Origin of the sequence: Microbispora corallina (assembly GCF_016863035.1) — a bacterium.
GTDB classification, from domain to species: domain Bacteria; phylum Actinomycetota; class Actinomycetes; order Streptosporangiales; family Streptosporangiaceae; genus Microbispora; species Microbispora corallina.
In genome coordinates, this window is sequence record NZ_BOOC01000001.1 from 303,418 (window position 1) to 324,968 (window position 21,551).

General features: G+C 73.9%; 16 protein-coding genes and 1 pseudogene. 10 read left to right on the forward strand and 7 right to left on the reverse strand.

Annotated elements, in window-relative coordinates:
- Positions 1-182: 182 nt before the first annotated feature.
- Positions 183-1,223, forward strand: a complete 1,041-nt coding sequence (gene aroF, locus Mco01_RS01410; protein WP_204055060.1) for a 3-deoxy-7-phosphoheptulonate synthase — start codon at positions 183-185, stop codon at positions 1,221-1,223.
- Between the two features lie 75 nt (positions 1,224-1,298).
- On the opposite strand, the gene thiI is transcribed toward aroF, so the two are convergent.
- From thiI to Mco01_RS01430, 4 genes are all read right to left on the reverse strand, one after another.
- On the reverse strand, positions 1,299-2,495 hold the full coding sequence (thiI, locus tag Mco01_RS01415) for a tRNA uracil 4-sulfurtransferase ThiI (RefSeq protein ID WP_204055061.1): 1,197 nt from the start codon (positions 2,493-2,495) through the stop codon (positions 1,299-1,301).
- Between the two features lie 277 nt (positions 2,496-2,772).
- Positions 2,773-3,411 (reverse strand): response regulator, encoded by a 639-nt coding sequence (locus Mco01_RS01420; RefSeq protein ID WP_204055211.1) that lies wholly within the window; start codon positions 3,409-3,411, stop codon positions 2,773-2,775.
- A 74-nt stretch (positions 3,412-3,485) separates the two neighbouring features.
- Positions 3,486-4,751 carry a MacS family sensor histidine kinase gene (gene macS / locus Mco01_RS01425; RefSeq protein ID WP_204055062.1) on the reverse strand — a complete coding sequence of 422 codons (1,266 nt, stop codon included), beginning with the start codon at positions 4,749-4,751 and terminating at the stop codon, positions 3,486-3,488.
- 166 nt (positions 4,752-4,917) lie between these two features.
- The gene (locus Mco01_RS01430) at positions 4,918-5,943 is read right to left on the reverse strand and encodes a 6-phosphofructokinase (protein WP_204055063.1); all 1,026 of its coding nucleotides are present in this window, start codon (positions 5,941-5,943) and stop codon (positions 4,918-4,920) included.
- Positions 5,944-6,214: 271 nt separating this feature from the next.
- Between Mco01_RS01430 and Mco01_RS01435 the strand changes: the two genes are divergently transcribed.
- From Mco01_RS01435 to Mco01_RS38845, 5 genes are all read left to right on the forward strand, one after another.
- Positions 6,215-7,123, forward strand: coding sequence for a bifunctional helix-turn-helix transcriptional regulator/GNAT family N-acetyltransferase (locus tag Mco01_RS01435; RefSeq protein WP_204055064.1), 909 nt, complete (start codon positions 6,215-6,217; stop codon positions 7,121-7,123).
- 84 nt (positions 7,124-7,207) lie between these two features.
- The gene (locus Mco01_RS01440) at positions 7,208-8,401 is read left to right on the forward strand and encodes an LLM class flavin-dependent oxidoreductase (protein WP_204055065.1); all 1,194 of its coding nucleotides are present in this window, start codon (positions 7,208-7,210) and stop codon (positions 8,399-8,401) included.
- Positions 8,398-9,273 (forward strand): ABC transporter permease, encoded by an 876-nt coding sequence (locus Mco01_RS01445; RefSeq protein ID WP_204055066.1) that lies wholly within the window; start codon positions 8,398-8,400, stop codon positions 9,271-9,273. The genes Mco01_RS01440 and Mco01_RS01445 overlap by 4 nt, the downstream gene beginning before the upstream one ends.
- 15 nt (positions 9,274-9,288) lie before the next feature.
- Positions 9,289-10,347 (forward strand): taurine ABC transporter substrate-binding protein, encoded by a 1,059-nt coding sequence (locus Mco01_RS01450; RefSeq protein WP_204055067.1) that lies wholly within the window; start codon positions 9,289-9,291, stop codon positions 10,345-10,347.
- The gene (locus Mco01_RS38845) at positions 10,328-11,269 is read left to right on the forward strand and encodes an ABC transporter ATP-binding protein (protein ID WP_239103252.1); all 942 of its coding nucleotides are present in this window, start codon (positions 10,328-10,330) and stop codon (positions 11,267-11,269) included. Before Mco01_RS01450 ends, Mco01_RS38845 begins: the two co-directional genes overlap by 20 nt.
- Before the next feature lie 420 nt (positions 11,270-11,689).
- On the opposite strand, the pseudogene Mco01_RS39690 reads toward Mco01_RS38845, so the two are convergent.
- Positions 11,690-12,421: pseudogene (locus Mco01_RS39690) on the reverse strand (alkaline phosphatase PhoX); the annotation flags it as partial.
- Between the two features lie 565 nt (positions 12,422-12,986).
- Here Mco01_RS39690 and Mco01_RS01460 point away from each other — a divergent pair.
- The 3 genes from Mco01_RS01460 (at position 12,987) to mmuM (ending at position 18,022) form a co-directional block, all read left to right on the forward strand.
- Positions 12,987-13,967 carry a helix-turn-helix domain-containing protein gene (locus tag Mco01_RS01460; RefSeq protein ID WP_204055069.1) on the forward strand — a complete coding sequence of 327 codons (981 nt, stop codon included), beginning with the start codon at positions 12,987-12,989 and terminating at the stop codon, positions 13,965-13,967.
- Entirely contained in the window at positions 13,964-16,528 is a 2,565-nt protein-coding gene (locus Mco01_RS01465) for a VIT domain-containing protein (protein ID WP_204055070.1), read from the forward strand. Before Mco01_RS01460 ends, Mco01_RS01465 begins: the two co-directional genes overlap by 4 nt.
- 603 nt (positions 16,529-17,131) lie before the next feature.
- Positions 17,132-18,022, forward strand: coding sequence for a homocysteine S-methyltransferase (gene mmuM, locus Mco01_RS01470; protein ID WP_204055071.1), 891 nt, complete (start codon positions 17,132-17,134; stop codon positions 18,020-18,022).
- 183 nt (positions 18,023-18,205) lie between these two features.
- On the opposite strand, the gene Mco01_RS01475 is transcribed toward mmuM, so the two are convergent.
- A complete protein-coding gene (locus Mco01_RS01475) occupies positions 18,206-19,744 on the reverse strand; it encodes an MDR family MFS transporter (protein WP_204055072.1) in 1,539 nt (512 codons plus the stop codon).
- A 213-nt stretch (positions 19,745-19,957) separates the two neighbouring features.
- A complete protein-coding gene (locus tag Mco01_RS01480; protein WP_204055073.1) occupies positions 19,958-20,656 on the reverse strand; it encodes a lysophospholipid acyltransferase family protein in 699 nt (232 codons plus the stop codon).
- Positions 20,657-20,785: 129 nt separating this feature from the next.
- On the opposite strand from Mco01_RS01480, the gene Mco01_RS01485 reads away from it, so the two are divergent.
- Positions 20,786-21,550: an alpha/beta hydrolase gene (locus Mco01_RS01485; RefSeq protein ID WP_204055074.1), complete on the forward strand. Its 765-nt coding sequence runs from the start codon at positions 20,786-20,788 to the stop codon at positions 21,548-21,550.
- Position 21,551 lies beyond the last annotated feature (1 nt).

A 21,551-nucleotide genomic window follows, 5' to 3' on the forward strand; every position in this document is an offset into this window, starting at 1 on the left:
TTTCGGACCATGCGCACCGCGTACGTGTTTTGGTACGGCGACGGACCCGTGAGGACCGTTCGCCTCCACGCGCTGCGCTGACAGCCACGGCGAACGAAGGCCCCGGGTCCACACGGACCCGGGGCCTTCGTCGTTTCCGGGACCGGCCGCCGGCGGGGCGGCCGGCCAGCGAAGGAGTTGACATGGTCATCGTCATGGCCCCGGAGGCCACGCAGGACGACGTCGAGGCGATCGTCGCCCTCGTCGCGACGGCGGGCGGGGAGGCGTTCGCCAGCCGCGGCGTGAGCCGCACGATCATCGGACTGATCGGCGACGTGGAGCAGTTCGCCGCGCTCAACCTGCGCGGCATGCGCGGGGTGGCGGACGTGGTGCGCGTGTCGACGCCGTACAAGCTCGTGAGCCGGGACAACCATCCCGAGCGGTCCACGGTGACGGTGCGCGGGGTGCCGATCGGGCCGGACACGGTGACGCTGATCGCCGGACCGTGCGCCGTCGAGACGCCCCGGCAGACGCTGGAGGCGGCCGAGATGGCGAAGGCCGCCGGGGCGACCCTGCTGCGCGGCGGCGCCTACAAGCCGCGCACCTCGCCGTACGCGTTCCAGGGGCTGGGCGAGGAGGGGCTGCGCATCCTCGCGGACGTGCGCGAGCAGACCGGGCTGCCGGTCGTGACCGAGGTGGTGGACGCCCACGACGTGGCGCTCGTCGCGTCGTACGCCGACATGCTCCAGGTGGGCACCCGCAACGCGCAGAACTTCGCGCTGCTGCAGGCCGTCGGCGCCGCGGGCAAGCCGGTCATGCTCAAGCGCGGCATGACCGCCACGATCGAGGAGTGGCTGATGGCGGCCGAGTACATCGCGCAGCGCGGCAACCTCGACATCGTCCTGTGCGAGCGCGGCATCCGGACCTACGAGACCGCCACCAGGAACACCCTGGACATCTCCGCCGTGCCGGTCGCGCAGCGGCTGTCGCACCTCCCGGTGATCGTCGACCCCTCGCACTCCGGCGGCCGGCGGGACCTGGTCCTCCCGCTGAGCCGGGCGGCGGTCGCCGTCGGCGCCGACGGCGTGATCGTCGACGTGCACCCCAACCCGGAGCAGGCCCTGTGCGACGGGCCGCAGGCGCTCGTGGACGGCGACCTCGAGGCGCTCGCAGCCGTCATGCGGGACTTCCCTCCGCTGCTCGGCCGCACGCTCACCCGGCCCGCCCCGGCCGCCCTCGCCTGACCCCGCCGTCCGGGTCCGGCCCGGACTCGGCACGGTTCCGGTACGGCCGCGCGTCCGTCGCGCGGCCGTACCGGATCAGGCGTCGAGCTTGTACGGGCGGATCGAGTCGGCGAGCTGGGCCGCCAGGTCCTCCGCGTCGAGCCGCCGTTCGATCTGCTTGAGGTCCTCGATCTTCGCGCGGGTCTCGGCCGACCGGGGGGCGAGGAGCGTGCAGCAGTCCTCGTCCGGGAGCTCGGAGATCTCCAGCGTGCCGATCCGGCGGGCCTCGGCGATGATCTCGGTCTTGTCCAGGCCGATCAGCGGGCGCAGGACCGGCAGGTCCACGGCGTGGTCCTGCGCGGTGATGTTGGTGAGCGTCTGGGACGACACCTGGCCCAGCGAGTCGCCGGTGACGAGCGCCTCGGCGTGGATCCGGTGCGCGACCTCCTCGGCGGTCTTCAGCATGAGCCGCCGCTGGGCGATGACCGCGAGCCGGTCCTGGCCGGAGTTCCTGATCGACTGCTGGGCCTTGCCGAACGGCACGACCCACAGCCGCGACTTGCCCTGGAACCGGTCGAGGTTGCGGACCAGCGCGTACGCCTTATAGATCGACTCGGAGGTGGTGTACGGGATGCCGGAGAAGTGGAGGAAGTCGACGCGCAGGCCGCGCCGCATCATCCGGTAGGCCGCGACCGGGGAGTCGATGCCGCCCGACAGCAGGGCCAGCGCCCGGCCGCTCGACCCGACCGGCAGCCCGCCCTGGCCGGGCCGCCCGCCGGTGAACAGGAACGCCTCGTCCTTGTCGATCTCGATGTTCACGGTCAGCTCGGGACGGCTGAGGTCGACCGGCAGGCCGTAGGTGTCGTTGATGGCGCCGCCCACGAGGCGGTCGAGCTCGTTCGAGCGCAGGGGGAACCGCTTGTCCCTGCGCCGCGACCGGACCGCGAAGCGGGCCCCGCGGGCCACCTCCGGGGTGTCCTTGACGAGCTCGACGGCGGCCTTGGTGATCGTCTCCGGGTCCTTGGGCACCCGCCACGCGAGGTGGACCAGCACCAGGCCCGGCACGTCGGCCACCCGCGCGGCGATCACCTCGGCCTCCTCGACCGCGGTGCCCGCGGGCAGGAACAGGGCGATCACGCCGTGCCGCTGGCGGATGTCGACCCGGTGGTCCTTGAGCGCGCTCTTGATGTTGGCCCGCAGCCGCATCTCGAAGACCTCGCGGTTCCTGCCTTTCAGGACCACCTCGCCTAACTTGAGCAGCACGCAGGGCTCGCCGAGGGCGGTCATGGTCATCGGTGGAACCTCCGGAAGCGGACACGGGGCTGCGTCGCGCGGCTGGGCCGCCGCGTCGCCGCGCCACCACGAACACAACGCGCGGGCGCGGCGCGAACTTCCCCACTGTAGTCCCGCCGCCGCCCGTCCTGCCGCTGCGGTCCCGCCGCCGCCGTCCCCCGCCGCTGTCCTCCCGCCGCCGTCCTGCCGCTGCGGTCCCGCCGCCGTTCCCCCGCCGCGGTTTCCGCCTCTGCGGTCCCGCACCTGGACGGGGAGGCGCTCGCCTCCGCCCTCGTCGTCAGTCGAGCTCGGCGAGGCCGTTCTCGATCGCGTACCGCACCAGCTCGACCCGGTTGTGCAGCTGGAGTTTGCTCAGCGTGTTCTGCACGTGGTTCTGGACCGTCCGGTGCGACAGCACGAGCCGCTCGGCGATCTGACGGTAGGTCAGTCCCTTGGCGACCATCCGCAGCACCTCCGTCTCCCGCTCGGTCAGGCGCGGCCCGTCGCCGGGAGCCTCCGGCGTCCGGTGGGCGAGCCTGCGGTACTCCCCCAGCACGAGACCGGCCAGGCCCGGCGTGAAGACCGCGTCACCCTCGGCCGTCCGCCGTACGGCGTCGAGGAACTCCTCGCGGCTCGCCGACTTGACCAGGTAACCGGAGGCGCCGGCCTTGACCGCCTCCAGCACGTCGTCCTCCTCCGCGCTGGCGGACAACACGAGGACGCGCGGCGGGCTGCCGGACGCGCCCAGTCCCCGGGCCACCTCGACCCCGGCCAGGTCGGGCAGCCGCAGGTCCAGCACGACGACGTCCGGGCGCACGGCGGCGGCGATCCTGAGGGCCTGCCGGCCCTCGCCGGTGGTCGCCACCACGTCGTACCCGGCGTCCGCGAGGTCCCGGGCGACCCCGTCGCGCCACATCGGGTGGTCGTCCACCACCATCACCCGGACGCCGCCCACGTCCCCCCGGTCACCCACCGGCTCCCGCACCGGGCCACCCGCCGCCTCGTGGCCGTTCACCGCGCCCTCCTTCCGGCCGCCGGTCCCGGGACCGGCACGGCCATCTCGACCTCCGTGCCGGTGCCCGACGAGGTGATCGTCACCGTGCCGCCGAGCTCGGCCACCCTCCCCCTGATCGACCGGGCCACGCCCATCCGGCCGACGGCCGCGGCCTCCTCCAGCCGCCCCTCGGGGATGCCCGGGCCGTCGTCGCGCACCGTCACGATCACCCTCCCGTCGTCCTCCTCCACGAGGATCCACGCCCGCGCCCCGTCCGGGCAGTGCCGGGCCACGTTGTCGAGGGCGGCGCCGACGGCCGCCCGGACCTCCCCCGCCGTCCCCGGGGGCAGCGGCAGGGGCGTCGCGGGGACGGAGAGGGTGACCCGGGCGCCGCCGTACGGCCGGAGCAGCTCGCGCAGGTCGACGGGCGGCTCGGGCGCGCCGCCGTCAGCGCCCGCCGCACCCCGGTCCCGGCCGCCGCCTCCGCCTCGGTCACGGTCACGCCCACCGCCTCCGCCAGGGTGCCGGCCGCCGGCCGTGCCGGCCCGGGTCCTGGCGGCCGCCTCCTGATCGGACGGCGCCTGGACCAGAGCGCGCAGCGCGGCCTCCTGCTCCCCCGCGAGCCTGCCGAGCCCGGCAGCCTCCCCGCCGATCTCCGCGCCCCTGCGCTGCACGAGTGCGAGCACCTGGAGGACGGAGTCGTGGATCCCCCGGGCCAGCCGCTCCCGCTCGCGCCCCGCGGCCTCCAGCTCGACGGCCCGCTGCACGCGCTCCTCGGCCTCCCGTGCGAGCTGGGCGACGTGCCCCACCACGACGCCCGCCATGAACATGAGGACGGCGCCGTTCACCGGGAGCGAGGCGAGGTCCAGCCCGCCCCTGCCGCGCAGCCACAGGTCGGCCACGGACACCAGCGCGGCGGCGACGGCGCCCGCGCGGCGGCCGCGGGCCACGCCCCAGGCCAGCACCGGGCCCGCCACCCAGGTCGCCGTCAGCGGCATCGCGCCCGACTGCGCGGCGGCGTCCGTCTGCGCGTACGGCGTGGCCAGCAGGCACGCGGACGTGACCGCGAGGTCGGCGGCGAGCAGGACCCATCCGCGGAGACCGGGGCGGGCCGGGTAGAGGACGGCGGCGGCCGCCGTCCAGGCCGTCATCACGCCCAGCACGGCCCACGACACGACGGGCACGGCGTAGCCCCCGGCCCTGACCAGAAGGAGGGCCGCGTACGCGAGCGAGGCGGCGCGGAAGACGGCGAGCGCCCGCCAGAACGGCCCCTCGATCCCCATCGCGCGCCCCCGCCTCTCTCCCGCGCCGGCGCCGACCGCACGCGCGCACGGCTCCCGCACGCGCACGAGGCCCGGACGTGCTCACGGCTGTGGGCCGCGCCGCCCCCGGACACGCGAACGGCTCCCGCGCACATGATCGCGGGAGCCGTACGGCGGGTAAAGGCCTTTAGCCGAAGAAGACCTCGGCCTCCTCGTAGCGGGAGACCGGCACGGTCTTCAGCTGCGCCGTGGCCTCGTCGAGGCCGGCGCGGACGATGTCGGTGCCGCGCAGCGCCACCATCTTGCCGTAGTCGCCCTCGTGCACGGCGTCGATCGCGCCGAGGCCGAACCGGGTGGCCAGCACGCGGTCGTAGGCGGTCGGCGTGCCGCCGCGCTGGATGTGGCCGAGGACCGTGGTGCGGGCCTCCTTGCCGGTCCGCTTCTCGATCTCCTGGGCCAGCACCTCGCCGATGCCGCCGAGGCGGACGTGGCCGAAGGCGTCCAGCTCGCCGGCCTGCAGCGCCATCTGCCCCTCCATCGGGTGGGCGCCCTCCGCGACGACGATGATCGGCGCGTAGCGGGTCTTGAACCGCGACTCCACGTAGGAGCAGACGCGGTCGATGTCGAACGGCTTCTCCGGGATGAGGATGACGTTCGCCCCGGCGGCCATGCCGGCGTGCAGGGCGATCCAGCCGGCGTGGCGGCCCATGACCTCGCAGATCAGGGCGCGGTGGTGCGACTCGGCGGTGGTGTGCAGCCGGTCGATCGCCTCCATGGCGATGTTGACGGCGGTGTCGAAGCCGAAGGTGTAGTCGGTCGCGTTGAGGTCGTTGTCGATCGTCTTGGGGACGCCGACGACCTTGACGCCGCGGTCGTACAGCTGCTTGGCGACGCCGAGGGTGTCCTCGCCGCCGATGGCGATGAGGGCGTCGACGCCGTAGGAGACGAGGTTCTCCTTGATGCGCTCGACACCGTTCTCGATCTTGATCGGGTTGGTGCGCGAGGAGCCGAGGAGGGTGCCGCCGCGCGGCAGGATCCCCCGGACGGCCTCGATGTCAAGCGGCATGGTGTCGCCCTCGAGCGGGCCGCGCCAGCCGTCGCGGAATCCGACGAACTCGTGCCCGTACACGCCGACGCCCTTGCGGACGACGGCGCGGATCACCGCGTTGAGGCCGGGGCAGTCGCCGCCTCCGGTAAGGACTCCAATACGCATGACGGGTTCCTCCATAGGGATGCGTGCAGGTGGGACGCGGGGCCGGACCGAGCGCACGCGGGCGCCTCACCGAACGGCAATTGTGCCCCAGCCGAGGGCAATGGTCTAGACCAACAGCTGAGGCTACGCGACCGAGCCGACCACGGACAACACAGTCTCCCACGCCGAGATCCCGGTGGTGCTCACGACGGTCCCGGTCGAACCCCTTCCGCGCCGATCACCGCGAGAGTATGTTTGACGCAGTCAAACGATTCTTTGAGGTGAGCAAGCGATGGACATGGTGACCGAGGTCAGGGCGTTCAACCGCTTCTACACGGAGGTGATCGGGGTCCTGGGAGCCGGGATGCACGACTCGCCCTACTCCCTCACGGAGGCCAGGGTGCTGTTCGAGCTGGGCAGCCGTCCCTCGGCCGAGGTGGCCGACGTACGCGAGCTGCTGGGCCTCGACCCCGGCTACCTCAGCAGGATCCTGTCCAGGTTCGAGGCGGACGGGCTGGCCGCCCGCGAGCGGTCGCCCGAGGACGGCCGCCGCCAGGTCGTCGCCCTCACCGACCGGGGGCGGGAGACGTACCGGATGCTCGACGAGCGCGCGGCCGAGTCGGTGGGGGCGATGCTCTCCGCGCTCTCCGCCGAGGACCGGCGCCGCCTCGTCGGGGCCATGGCCGCGATCAGGGGACTGCTCGACCCCGGCGAGCGGCGGGAGGCGTACGTCATCCGCCCGCCGCGGCCCGGCGAGCTCGGCTGGGTGGTGCACCGGCACGGCGTGCTCTACGCCGAGGAGTACGGCTGGGGCGAGGAGTTCGAGGCGCTGGTCGCCCGGATCGTCGCCGACTACGCGGGCGACCACGACCCCAAGCGGGAGGCGCTCTGGATCGCCGAGGCCGGAGGCGTCCCGGCCGGGTGCGTGTTCTGCGTGCGCAAGGACGACGAGACGGCCCAGCTCCGCCTGCTCCTCGTGGAGCCGTCCGCGCGCGGGATGGGCATCGGACGCCACCTGGTCGACGAGTGCCTGAACTTCGCGCGGCAGGCCGGCTACCGGAGGATCATCCTGTGGACCCGCGACCCGCTGACGGCCGCCCGGCGCATCTACCTGGGGGCCGGGTTCGAGCTGGTCGAGGAGCAGCCCGGGGAGGAGTCGGGCATCCCGCTCACCAACCAGATCTACGCCCGCGACCTCTGACCGCCGAATTCCCACTATTCCTGATAGGGATTATGGAATAACATCCGTGCAGCCACTCCTCCAGAGAACAAGGCGGCGCGGTCCATGCGGTTCCACTGGTTCCTCCCCACGTCCGGTGACGGGCACTTCGTCCGGCCCGCGACCACCACGGTCGCGGCCGGGCGGGCGGCGTCCCGGGCTCCCTCGCTCGCGTACCTCACCCAGGTCGCCTCGGCAGCCGAGGCGGCCGGGTTCGACGCGGCGCTCACGCCGGTCGGCGCCGGCTGCCCCCACCCCCTCGTGCTCTGCGCCGCCGTGGCGGCCCGGACCGAGCGGCTGCGGCTCCTCGTGGCGTTCCGGCCCGGCTTCACGCTGCCGACCCTGCTCGCGCAGCAGGCGCAGGCGTTCCAGGAGATCAGCGGCGGCCGGATGCTGCTCAACGTGGTCACCGGCGGCGACCCGCAGGAGCAGCGGGCGTACGGCGACTTCCTCGGCCACGACGAGCGATACGCGCGGACGGCCGAGTACCTCCACGTGCTGCGGCGCGCCTGGGAGGGCGTGCCGTTCGACTTCGCGGGCGACCACTACCGGGTGGAGGGCGGCGGCCTCGCGACGCCGCTGGCCGATCCGCCCGAGATCTACTTCGGCGGCGCCTCCCCCGCGGCCGAGCGCGTCGCGGCCGGGCACGCCGACGTCCACCTGATGTGGGGCGAGCCGCCGGCCATGGTCGCCGAGCGGCTCGGCCGGATGCGCGCCCTCGCCGCGGAGACCGGCCGCACCCTCCGGTACGGCATCCGGCTGCACATCATCGCCCGCGACACCTCCGAGGAGGCGTGGGCGCACGCCCGGCGGCTGCTCGACGGGATGGACCCGGAGCGGATCGCCGCCGTGCAGGCCCGGTTCGCCCGGATGGACTCGGTCGGCCAGCGGCGGATGACCGGCCTGCACGGCGGGTCGGCCGACCGGCTGGAGATCTCCCCCAACCTGTGGGCCGGCGTCGGGCTCGTCCGCGAGGGCGCGGGCACCGCGCTGGTCGGCAGCTACGACGAGGTGGCCGAGCGGATCAGGGAGTACGCCGCGCTCGGGCTGGAGGAGTTCATCGTCTCCGGGTGGCCGCACCTGGAGGAGGCGCTGCGGGTCGGCGACTTCGTCCTGCCCCGCCTCACGGCGTCGCCGTCCGGGACCGGCGCGTCCACGACCGCCTCGCCCGATGGTCCCTCCCGTGCCGGCGCGGCGCCCGCTGCCGGGACCGCGGCGGCGGGAGCCGGGACCGGCGCCCCGGTCACCTCGGCGGCATGAGCGCCGTCTCCCCGGGCCGCGCCCCGTCACCGGGTCGCTCCCTGTCCCCGGACGGCCACGGCGTCTCCCCGGCCGGCCGCGTCGCCTCCCCCGGCGGCCGTACGCGGACGGTGCGGCCCGCCCTGCTCACGCTGGCGTCGGTGGCCGTGCTCGTCGGGGTGTGGCAGGTCGTCGCCATGGCCCGGATCTGGCCGCCGGTGTTCGTGCCCGAGCCGGCCGACGTGTGGCGGCAGCTCATCCGGACCTCCACGCAGGGCTACAGCGGCTACACCCTCGCCGAGCACCTGCTGGCCAGCCTCCGGCGCATCCTGCTCGGCTGCCTGTACGGCGTGGGCGGCGGCGTCGTCCTCGGCCTGCTGATCGGCCTGGTCCCGACGATCCGGGCGCTGGTCGGCCCATTGGTGACGTTCGTCCGCACGCTGCCCCCGCTCGCGTACCTGAGCCTGCTGGTCATCTGGTTCGGCATCGACGAGCAGCCGAAGATCTGGCTGCTCCTGCTCGCGGCGCTGCCGCCGGTGGCCGTGGCGACCGCCGAGGCGGTCCGCGGCGTCCATGAGGACTACCTGAACGCCGCCCGGTCGCTCGGCGCCGGCCCGTGGGAGCTGCCCTGGCGGGTGGTGCTGCCGAGCGCCCTCCCCGAGATCATCACGGGCGTCCGGGTGGCCGTGGGCGTGGCGTACACGACCGTGGTCGCCGCGGAGACCGTGAACGGCGTGCCCGGCATCGGCGGGATGGTCAGGGACGCCCAGCGCTACAACCAGACCGACGTGGTGATCCTCGGCATCGTCGTGATCGGCCTGTCCGGCCTGCTCATCGACGTCCTCCTGCAAGCGCTCGACCGCCGCCTCGTGCCCTGGCGCGGACGCGGCTGACAAGGGAACCCCACCATGAGAAACGCACTGAAGCGCCTCGCCGCGGGCATCGCGGCCGCCTCCCTCTCCCTCGCGGTGTCGGCCTGCGGCGGCTCGGACGCCTCCGGCGGGTCCGCCGGCTCCGGCGGCGACGGCGTCCCGGCGACGCTCCGCATCGGCTACCAGCTCATCCCGAACGGTGACCTGATCGTCAAGGACCAGAAGTGGCTGGAGCAGGCCCTGCCGAACACGAAGATCGTGTGGAGCAAGTTCGACTCCGGCGGCGACGTGAACACCGCGATGATCGCCGGGGCGATCGACATCGGCCTGGCCGGCAGCAGCCCGGTCACCAAGGGGCTGTCCGCCCCGCTGAACATCCCGTACCGGGTGCCGTGGATCTTCGACGTGATCGGCGACAACGAGGCGCTGGTGGTCAGGAACGGCGTCGCCGACCTGAAGGGCCTCGCCGGGAAGCGGGTGGCCACCCCCTTCAGCTCGACGTCGCACTACAGCCTGCTGGCGGCGCTCGCCGAGGCCGGCCTGTCGGAGTCGCAGGTGAAGATCCTCGACATGGAGCCCCCGGACATCCAGGCCGCCTGGCAGCGGGGCGACATCGACGGCGCGTACGTCTGGACGCCCGTGCTGGCCGAGCTGCAGAAGAGCGGCAAGACGCTGGTGACCAGCCGGGAGCTGGCCCAGCGCGGCAAGCTGACGGCCGACCTGGCCGTGGTGCGCGACGAGTTCGCCGACCGGTATCCCGCGGCGCTGAAGACGTGGCTGCAGCAGGAGGACCGGGCCGTCAAGCTCGTCCGCTCCGACAAGAACGCGGCGGCCGCCGCCGTCGCCCGCCAGCTGAACCTCACCCCGGACGAGGCGGCGCGCCAGATCGACCAGCTCGTGCTGCTCGACGGGACGCAGCAGCAGTCGGCCGACTACCTCGGCACGCCCTCTGCCCCCGGCAAGCTGGCGGACAACCTGCACAGCGCCGCGGAGTTCCTCAAGACCCAGCAGAAGATCGACGCGGTGCCCGATCTGCCGGCCTTCCAGAAGGGCCTGGCGACCAAGGACCTCGCGAATGCCTTCGCGGCCGGCTGACCCCGAGCCCGTACGGGAGGGCGCCGCGGGCGCGCCCGAGGCGGAGGGCGAGGTGACGGCGATCGAGGTGCGCGGCGTGTCGCACGCCTACCGGGGGCGGCCCGCCCTCGGGCCGGTCGACCTGGCCGTCGCCACCGGGGAGTTCGTCTCCGTGGTCGGCCCATCGGGCTGCGGCAAGAGCACGCTGCTCCGCCTGATCGCCGGGTTCGCGGCGCCCTCGACCGGCTCGGTCGCCGAGTCGGGGCGGCCCGTCCGCGGCCCCGGCCCCTCCCGGGGCGTGGTCTTCCAGCAGCCGCGGCTGTTCCCGTGGCTGTCGGTCGCGGCCAACGTGGGATTCGGGCTGCGGCGTCAGCCCGCGGCCGTCCGCCGCGCCCGGGTCGCGGAACTGCTCGACCTGACCGGCCTGTCCGAGGCCGGGCGGCTCCGGCCGTACGAGCTGTCGGGCGGCATGCAGCAGCGCGCGGCGATCGCGCGGGCGCTCGCGCCGCGTCCCCGGGTGCTGCTGATGGACGAGCCGTTCGCGGCGCTCGACGCGTTCACCCGCGAACGCATGCAGGACGAGATCCGGGACCTGTGGCGGCGGACCGGCACGACCGTGCTGTTCATCACCCACAGCGTCGACGAGGCGGTGTACCTGGGCACCAGGATCGTCGCGCTCAGCGGCGCGCCCGGCCAGGTGATCTTCGACGAGCGCTCCGACCTGCCGGGCCGCGCGCACCCCAGGGCCGACCCGGGGTTCGGACGGCTCAGGGAGCGGCTCTCAGAGGTGGTGCGGGCCGCCGCGTCAGGCCCGGGCGAGGCTCCCGGAACGCCCGCGGAGCCGCTCGCCGAACGGCCCGGCGACCTCGTAGGTGACGCCGGCCTCGGCCGGACCGGTGCCGCGCTGGAACGAGAAGCGCTCGGAGGGCAGCCGCCGCGTTGAGAAGTACAGGCGGTCTCCGCCGGGCGCGAACGCCGGCCCGCTGATCAGCACGTCGTCCTGGCCCACCAGGCGCAGGAACGGCCAGACGCCGCCGGTCGGCCCGATCACGCTGATCATCGGCGGGCCGGCGTCCTCCGCCAGGAAGAGGTAGGGCGCCTCGCCGCTCTCGCCCGTCCCGTACGGGTGCCCCTCGGCCGGGCTGCCCCCGTGCCCGGCCGGGCCGTCCGTCGCGGCGAGCCCGCCCTCGCGCACCACCCGGATCCGCTCGGAGGCCGGGTCGTACGCCCAGACGCGGCCGTCCCCCCGGGTCACCAGATGGCAGACGCCGCCGGAGTAGTGACAGCCCTCGCCGACGTCGAACCGCCGGGCGCCCTTCACCTGCTCGCGCGTCGGCTCCTCGAACGCCGCGGGCGTCGGCACCCGGGCCCAGGTCACGTCCTCACGGCCGGGCGCGCCGACCATGACCTCCAGGACGCCCGTGGTGAGGTCGCCCCAGTCGTCGGGGCGGAAGCGGTAGAAACACCCGTCGGGTTCCCCCTCCGTCAGATAGACGACCCGCCCGACCGGGTCGCAGGCGATGCCGTGGTGCCGGAACAGGCCCATGACCAGCCGGGGCATGGGGGCCCGCTCGCCGTACGGGTCGCATTCGAACACCTGGCCCTGCGGGGTCTGCTCGCACGACAGCCAGGTGTTCCAGGGGGTCGCCACGCCGGCGCGGTTGAGGTCGGTGCCGGACAGGATGCGGTAGCCGCTGCGGACGCCGCTGTCGGGGGCGAACCGCAGGGCCGTGACGCCGCCGAGCAGCGGGATGCCCGCGTTCGACGCGTAGATCCAGCCGTCGCCGTCGGCGAAGCAGGCCCCGCCGTCGGGGGCGGCGTGCCAGGCGACGCCTCCCACCCGTTCGCCGGACCTGGCCACCACCCTGCTCGCGAACCCCTCCGGCAGCGCGACGCCGTTCTCGTCGGGCAGTCCCACGTCGCCGTACGGGCCGGGCCCCTCCGGGGGCGGCCCGCCATCGGGCGCCGCGAAGAGCGAGCGCCACAGCGAGCCCGAGAGCGTCGACAGAGCCCCCGACCGGACGAACGTACCGCGCACCGCGACCGCCTCCTCGACCTGCCCCTGATCAGCCTGTTCTCGCCACACCCCGGCCATGCGCCGCCGTTCCCGGCCACGGCGACCGGTCCCGACAGGCCGGCCCGCGCCGACCGGTTGCCCGTCTGCCGGCCGCCGGCCGACTGTTGCCCCGCCGGCCTGCCGCTCCGCCCGCACGTTGCTGCGCCGTCCGGTTCCAGCCACCGGGCCGGCGGACCACCTCCAGGCCGCCGTCACGTCCGCCGGGCCACACGAGGCGCGGATCCGCGCCCGGTGATCCGGACGGCTCGCCGCCACGCCGTCCCTCGTGCCGCACTCTTACTTTGCTACGCGCTCGTTCCCGGGAGCGTTCCGCGGGGGTGCTCCCCAGGCGACCGGCGCCGCGCGTGGTCCACCCCGCCGGCGTTCCGCCGCCCGCTCTCCTTACCCCGTTCCGCCACATATGACCGGGCTTTCGGGGTTCGCGACCGGCTCCTCGTCCAGGAGAACCCGTCCGCCGCCCGCCAAGTCGACCCGAGACGCGTGAACGGCGAGGGAAGCGACACGGCTCATGGGGGCGAACTTTTCGAGAACCGGGCGAGGAGCGGGATTGACACTGTCACGATGACAGTGTCATCGTGGAGGTATGAGCGAGACGTGGACGATCGGCGAGCTGGCGGAGCGGGCGGCGGCCCTGCTCGGCGCCGAGCCGCCCGTCAACGGCCGCGTGCGCGAGGTGCCGAACGAGCGGCTCATCCGGTGGTATGCGACGATCGGGCTGCTCGACCCGCCCCTCGCGCGCAGGGGCCGGATCGCGCTGTACGGGCGGCGGCACCTGCTCCAGCTCGTGGCGGTGAAACGGCGCCAGGCGGAGGGGCTGCCGCTCGCCGCGATCCAGGCCGAGCTGGCGGGTGCCACCGACGCCATGTTGCAACGCGTCGCCCGGCTTCCCGAGCCGCTGTTGTCCAGCGGCGGCCATCGGCCTCATGCTGCCGATCCGCCCTCCGCCGGCAGCCCCGTCCCCACCGGCAGCCCGGACTTCGACTGCAGCCCGGACTTCGGCGGCGACCCAGCCCTTCCGGACAGCCCGACCCCTCTGGGCCGTCCGATGCCCACCGACAGCCCAGCCCCTGCCGGCGGCCCGACCCCCCCGGGCAACCCGATGCCCACGGGCAGCCCGGACTTCGGCGGCGGCCCAGGCCCTCACGGCAGCTCTCCCGGCGGCAGCGCGGTCGCCTCCGACGGCTTCCCCAGCGGGCCGGATGCCCCCTCACCCGGCACGGGCACGCCCGACGTCTCCTCCCGGGGACGCTTCTGGACCCGCCCGCCCGAGCCCCTGCCGTCGGCCCTCGCCCGGCCGGCGAATCCGGCCCGGTTCGACGGGATCCCACCGGCCCCGGCGGCCACCGCGCCGCCGGACGTCGTCCATGGGGTGCGGCTGGCTCCCGGAGTGACCGTCCTGCTCGACCTCCCCGGCCGCGTGCCGACGGCCGACGACGTGGCCGCGCTGCGGGCCGCGGGCGAGCCGCTGCTGGCGGCTCTCTCCGCCCTCGGGCTGTCGGCGCCCGCTCCCGGCCGACCCGCACGTCCGGACCAGTCCGACCACGCTGAAGGGATGACGCCATGACCGTTCCCATCACGCCACTGCGGCCGGAGGAGTACCGGCCCCTGCCGGACGCCGGGCTCGGGGCCCTGGAGACGGAGAAGGGCAACCTGCCCCTGGAGAGCGTCGGCGTCACCGCCCGGATCACCGGGCTGGTCGCGGGCGTCGAGGTCGTGCAGGGCTTCCGCAACCCCTTCGACGTGTCGCTGGAGGCCACCTACGTCTTCCCGCTGCCGCCCCGGGCGGCCGTCACGGCCTTCCGCATGGAGGCGGACGACCGGGTGATCGACGGCGTCCTCAAGGAACGCGGCCGGGCCAGGGCCGACTACGAGCGGGCCCTCGCAGAGGGCAGGCGGGCGGCCATCGCGGAGGAGGACCGGCCTGACGTCTTCACGATCCGGGTGGGCAACATCGTCCCCGGTGAGAGGGTGACGGTGCGGCTCACGCTGAGCCAGCCGCTCCCCTACGAGGACGGCGCCGCCGAGTTCCGGTTCCCGCTCGTGGTCGCCCCGCGGTACGTCCCCGGCGTCCCGATCTCCAGCCCTCCGGCCGGCGGGGGAGTCTCGCCGGACACCGACGCCGTCCCCGACGCCTCGCGGATCACGCCGCCGGTCCTGCTGCCCGGGTTCCCCGACCCCGTACGGCTGTCGCTGTCGGCCGTCGTCGACCCCGCCGGTCTCGACCTGCGGGAGATCCGGTCCAGCCTGCACGAGGTCGTGCGCGAGGGCGACACGATCAGCCTGCGGCCAGGAGAGCGGCTCGACCGCGACTTCATCCTGAGGCTCGCGTTCGCGGCCTCCAGCGGTCTCGCCCTCGTGCCCGACGCGCCCCCGTCCACGACCGGGCCGAAGACCACGGCGGCGGACCAGGCGGGTGCCGCCGGCGAGGGCGCCGGCGACGCCGCGAGCCCCGGCGACGCGGAGGGCACGTTCGTGCTGACCGTGGTCCCGCCGTCCGGCGCGGAGGCCCTCCCCGCTCCCCGTGACGTGGTCCTCGTGCTCGACCGGTCGGGCAGCATGAGCGGCTGGAAGATGGTGGCGGCCCGCCGGGCGGCGGCGCGGATCGTCGACACGCTGACCGCCCGCGACCGCTTCGCCGTCCTCTCGTTCGACTCGGTCGTGGAGCGCGCCTTCCCCGACGGGCTGGTGGAGGCGACCGACCGCAACCGCTACCGGGCGGTGGAGCACCTGTCCAGGCTGGAGGCCCGCGGCGGCACCGAGATGCTGGCGCCCCTGGAGGAGGCGCTGCGTCTGCTGGCTGCCGACGGCTCGCAGGGCCGGGACGACCCGCCGGCCGGACACGAGGCCCCGGCCGACCGGGTGCTCGTCCTCGTCACGGACGGCCAGGTGGGCAACGAGGACGAGATCCTCGAACGGGCGGGCTCCCGGCTCGGCGACGTCCGCGTGCACACCGTCGGCATCGACCGGGCCGTGAACGCCGGGTTCCTCGGCCGGTTAGCCCTGCTCGGCACGGGCCGCTGCGAGCTCGTCGAGTCGGAGGACCGGCTCGACGAGGCGATGGAGCACATCCACCGAAGGATCGGCTCCCCACTCGTGACCGACCTCTCCCTCAAGCCGGAGGGGCTCGACCTCGTCCCCCACACCACGACGCACGTCGGGTCGCTCTACCCCGGCGTGCCGCTCACCGTGACCGGACGCTACCGAGGACGGCCCTCGGGCGCCCTGACCGTGCGCGGGCAGACCGTCGACGGACGGCCCTGGGAGACCCGGCTCGACGGCCACCCGGCGACCGACACGGCCGCGCGGGCCGTCTGGGCGCGCGCCCACCTGCGCCATCTGGAGGATCGGTACGCCGTGGGCGACCGCTCGCTGGAGCAGCGCATCGTGGACACCTCGCTCAGGTTCGGAGTGCTGTGCCGGTTCACGGCCTTCGTCGCGGTCGACACCCGCGTGACCGGAGACGGCGCTCCGCGGCACCACGTGATCCAGCCGGTCGAGATCCCGAGCGGCTGGGAGATGCCGGCCGCCGTGCCGATGATGGTCGCGGGCGCGCCGATGATGGCCAAGATGGCCTCATTCAGCCAGGCCGAGACGGGCGGCGACGCCACCGCGGGCGCCGAGTCGTACGGCACGTCTCCTGACGCGCCGCTGCAGGTTCCGCCGGGCGCCGGCGGGCCCTTCGCCGCCCCTCCCCCGTCCGCGCCGGCCGCCCCGGCTCCGCGCAGGCGCGCGGTGGGCAGGGCGTTCTCGGTCGACGCGCTCCTGCCCCATCCGGGCCGGGACCGGGCGAGTGAGACGGACCTCGCCGGAGTCCGGCCGCTGCTGGCGGAGGAGCTCACCCGCCTCCGAGCGGCCGAGTCCCTTCCCGAGCGCGACAGGCGGCGATACCTGGCCGACCTGGCGAGCCGGCTGCGGGTCGTCGTCCAGATGCTCGGCGACCACGCGGACCTGGCCGCCCTCGCCGCCGACCTGGAGACGGCGGAGCGGTCCGACCGGTCACTCGACGACCTGTGGCGGCGTGCCGTGGACCTGCTCGAACGGCTCACCGGCGGCGCCGGGGGCGCCGGTCCCTCCGGGTCGGGCGAGCGCGACAGGGGCCGCCGGGCCTTCTGGAAGCGCTCCTGACCCCCCGCACCGCTTCAGGCCCGGCGCTGGATGCCGCTGGTCGGTGCCGGCAGCGGATGCCGGCCGTGTAGGCCCACGCTGAGGTGCCCACGCTGAGGTGCCCACGCTGAGGTGCCCACGCTGAGGTGCCCACGGTGGTGCCAGGGGCTGCGGTGCGAGCGGTGAATGCCGGCGGCGGGTACGGGCTGTGGCGGCCCACGCTGGTGGTGCCGGCTGCGGGTGCCAGCCATGGTGCCCGGCAGTGGAGGCCCACGGTGGTGCCGGCGCTGGGCGGCTGCGTGGCGGTGGCGGGTGCCGGCCCTGGAGGCCCAGGTCTCGCCGACGCTGGGGGCAGGCCATGGAGCCCGGGCCGGGGCAGAGTTGCGCCCCGGGCCGGGCGGATCAGGCCGACTGCCGTCCTGAGACAGGCGGGCGGGCCTTACGAGGGTTCCGGTAGGCGAATGACATCGGACGGCGGGGTGGGCGTGGGACGCCGCGGCTCCCGTACCCCTCCCGTGTCGGGCCGGTCGTCGCGTCCACCTGCGGGGACGGGAGAACGGCGGCGTAGCAACCGTGTGACGAGCCTCTTAAGCCCCATAGGCAGACAACGCATAGGGTTGCGGAGTGAGTTCCATTGTCCTGGACGGCGGTCTCGCCACCCATCTCGAGGCCCTCGGCTGCGATCTGAGCGACGAGCTGTGGTCGGCGAAGCTGCTGGTGGAGGATCCGGCGGTCATCCGGCGGGCCCATCTCGACTACTTCGCCGCCGGCGCCGACGTCGCCACGACCGCGAGCTACCAGGCGAGCGTCCCCGGTTTCGTCAGGCGCGGCCTCACGCCACGGGAGGCCCGTGAGCTCATCCGCTCGTCGGTGACGCTCGCCCTGCAGGCGAGGGACGAGGCGGGCCACGGCATGGTGGCCGCCAGCGTCGGGCCGTACGGCGCCTACCTGGCGAACGGGGCGGAGTACACCGGCGACTACGACCTCGACGAGGACGGCCTCGTCGACTGGCATCGCGAGCGGTTCGAGATCCTGGCCGGGTCCGGGGCCGACCTGCTGGCCTGCGAGACCATCCCGTCGCTCGCCGAGGGCAGGGCCCTGGCCGCGCTCCTGCGCGAGGCGCCGGATGTGCGGGCGTGGGTGAGCTTCTCCTGCCGGGACGGCGAGCACGTCAACGACGGCACCTCCTTCGAGAAGTGCGCCGCCCTGTTCGACGACCTGCCGCAGGTGGTCGCCGTGGGTGTCAACTGCACGGCGCCCCGGCACGTCCCGAGCCTGATCGGGCGGGGCGCGACGCTCGCCTACCCCAACTCCGGGGAGACCTGGGACGCGGCGGGCCGCAGATGGCTCGGCCTCGCCGACCCCGTCGAGTACGGCAAGGCCGCGGCCGAGTGGAACGCCCTCGGCGCCCGCTACATCGGCGGCTGCTGCCGGACCACCCCCGAGCACATCCGGCAGATCCGCGCGCACCTCGACGCGACCACTCCGCCCGCCTCCGCCGCCACCCCGGCCTGATCACCCACGCGAACCGCCGAACCGCCGTCCCCGCCTGACGACCCACGCGTGAACCGGGACCCCGCCTGGCCACCTATGCCAACCGCGGAACCGCGGAACCGCCGGCCCTGGCCGCGGCGATGGACGCAGCACGACGCCCGGGCCTCCCCGTCAGGGAGACCCGGGCGTCCGAGGCGGGACCGGTCAGCCCATGGCGGGCTCGCTGCTCGCGCGGGTGGCGAGCGGGATCTCCTTGAGGAAGAACGCCACCACGAGCGCCAGCACCACGAACGGGAGGCTGGCGAGGAACACGTCGTCGATGGCGCTGGTGAACGCCACCAGCACGTGCTCCTTCACCTGCGGCGGCAGCTGCTGGATGGCCTGGACGTTGTTGGCGTCGACCCGCCCGGTGGGCGCCCGGCCGCCGAACTCCACCGACAGGTAGTGGGCGAGGCGGTTGGTGAGGACGGCGCCCATGATGGCCGTGCCGATCGCGGCGCCCATCATGCGGAAGAACGTCGCCGAGCTCGTGGCCACGCCCATGTCACGCCGGTCCACGGCGTTCTGGATGGCCGTGACGACGGTCTGCATCGTGAACCCGAGGCCCGCGCCGAAGAGGTAGGCGTAGATCGCGACCTGCCAGTACGGCGTGTCCACCTTGATCGTCGACAGCAGCCAGAGGGCCAGCAGCAGGATGGCCGCCCCGACGATCGGGAAGATCTTGTAGCGGCCGGTGCGGCTGATGACCTGGCCCGAGGAGATGGACGTCGAGAAGATGCCGAGGACGGCGGGCAGCAGGGCCAGGCCCGACACGGTCGGCGACATCCCCTGAACGGCCTGGAGGTACACCGGCAGGAAGATCATCCCGCCGAACATCGCGAGACCGGCCAGGAAGTTGTAGGCGTTGCCGACGCTGAAGATCGCGTTGCGGAACAGCCGCATCGGCAGGATGGGCTCGGCCGCCCGCAGCTCCACCAGCACGAACAGGGCCGCCAGCGCGACGAACCCGGCCAGCAGCGCCAGCGCCCCCGGGGCGGTCCAGCCGAGCTCGTTGCCCGCCCAGTCCAGGTAGAGCAGGAAGCACGTCACGCCCGCGATGATCAGGGCGGCGCCGAGGTAGTCGACGCGGTGCTGCCGGCGGACCACCGGGATCCGCAGCGCGACCGAGGTGACGACCAGCGACACGACTCCGATGGGCAGGTTGATCCAGAAGATCCACCGCCAGCCGGGGCCGTCGGTGAAGAAGCCGCCGAGCAGCGGGCCCGCGACGCTGGAGACGCCCCAGACGGCGCCGAAGTAGCCCTGGTAGCGGCCGCGCTCGCGCGGCGGGATGACGTCGCCGATGATGCTGAACGCCAGCGCCATGAGGCCGCCGCCGCCGAGCCCCTGCAGCGCCCGGAACGCGATCAGCTCGCCGATGTTCTGGCTCAGCCCGGCCAGCGTCGAGCCGAGCAGGAAGATCGCGATGGCGGTCTGGAAGATGAGCCGCCGGCCGTACAGGTCGGAGATCTTGCCCCACAGCGGGGTGGCGGCGGTGGAGGTGAGCAGGTAGGCCGTGACGACCCACGACAGCTTGTCGAGGCCGCCCAGCTCGCTGACGATGCGCGGCAGGGCCGTGCCGACGATGCTCTGGTCGAGGGCGGCCAGCAGCATGCCGGCCGCCACGCCTGAGAGCACGATGAGGATCTGGCGGTGGGGGAGGTATCCGGAGGTCTCGACCTCCTGCTCCTGGCTGACGCTCATCGGCGCGCCTCCGGCGCCTGCGCCCCGGGGACGCCTCGGCCCCGGGCGCGGTCACCGAGGGACGCGTCTCGCCGGCGATCGCGGCCACCGGGCCGCTCGCCGGCGGCGGCCCGGCTTCGTACGCTCCGCTCGCTCATATGTCTTCCGTTCTGGGTTACGCGCGACCGACCTCCGCAACGCTACCCTTCCGGTCCGACAGTATTTGCGGCCCTCTCAGGACTTGTCGCGGGCGGCCCTGCTGAGCTCGGCTTTCGCCGCCGCGGCGTACTTGTCGACGTACTCCTGGCCGGACAGCTCCATGAGCGCGTACATGATCTCGTCGGTGACCGCGCGCAGGACGAGGCGGTCGTTCTCCATGCCGTAGTAGCGGGAGAAGTCGAGCGGCTTGCCGTACCGGACGCCGGGGCGGATGCCGAGCTTCGGGAACGGCCGGCCGGGCGGCATCATCTCGAACGTGTTGACCATCGCCCACGGGATGACGGGGGCGCGGGACTCCAGCGCGAGGCGGGCGACGCCGGTCTTGCCCTTGTAGAGGCGGCCGTCCGGGGAGCGGGTGCCCTCCGGGTAGATGCCGAGCACACTGTTCTCGCGCAGGATGCGCAGGCCGGTGCGGAGCGCGGCCTCGCTCGCCTTGCCGCCGGAGCGGTCGATGGGGACGGTGCCGACGCCCGAGAAGAAGGCACGGCTGAACAGGCCCTTCAGCCCCTGGCCCGTGAAGTACTCCGCCTTGCCGAGCGAGATGACCTTGCGCGGCAGGAACAGGGCGCCGAAGAAGTGGTCGGCGAACGAGAGGTGGTTGCCCGCCAGGATGACCGGCCCCTCCTTCGGCACGTTGTCCACGCCCTCGGCCCACGGGCGGAACACGAAGTGGAGGAACGGCCAGAGGATGGCCTTGACCACCCAGTAGAACACGCAGGCACCCCCTCGATGCGGACGTGAAGTCATCTTCGCACGCGCAGCCCTCTCGCACTAACGATGACTTACGTGCGAGTATCGGGCGGAATAATCCACTGGTTCGCCCTCGTGTCGCGGAGGTTTCCCATGCCAGTGCTGCCGGGCGCGGAGCCCTTCCACCACGAGGGCGGGGAGATCGGGGTCCTGCTGTGCCACGGGTTCACCGGGTCGCCGCAGTCCCTGCGCCCGTGGGGTGAGCACCTGGCCCGCGCCGGGCTGACCGTCTCCCTCCCCCGCCTCCCCGGACACGGCACGACCTGGCAGGAGATGAGCCGCACCCGGTGGGAGGACTGGTACGCCGAGCTCGACAAGGCCCTCGCGGACCTGCGCGCGCGGTGCTCCGAGGCGTTCGTGATGGGGCTGTCCCTCGGCGGCTGCATGGCGCTGCGGCTGGCCGAGGTGCACGGGGACGCCGTCCAGGGGGTCGTGGCCGTCAACCCCTCGGTGGTGAACGACACCCCGATCCTGACGCTGGCGCCCGCCCTCAAGTGGGTGGTGTCCTCGGTCCCCGGCGTCGCCGGCGACATCAAGAAGGAGGGGGCGAGCGAGCTGGGCTACACGCGGACCCCGGTGCGGGCGGCCGCCACCCTGCCCCGGCTGTGGAAGCTCGTCCAGTCCGACATCGGCAAGGTCACCCAGCCGGTGCTCGTCTTCCGCAGCCGCGACGACCATGTCGTCAAACCCGCAAGTGTCACGTTCCTCCAGTCGCGGATGGGGGACAATCTGGAGGTCAGGGAACTGACCGACAGCTATCACGTCGCGACCCTCGACAACGACGCACCCCGGATCTTCGAGGGGAGCCTGGAGTTCATCCGCTCGCACGCCTCGGTACCCTTGGCGAAGGACTTGTGAC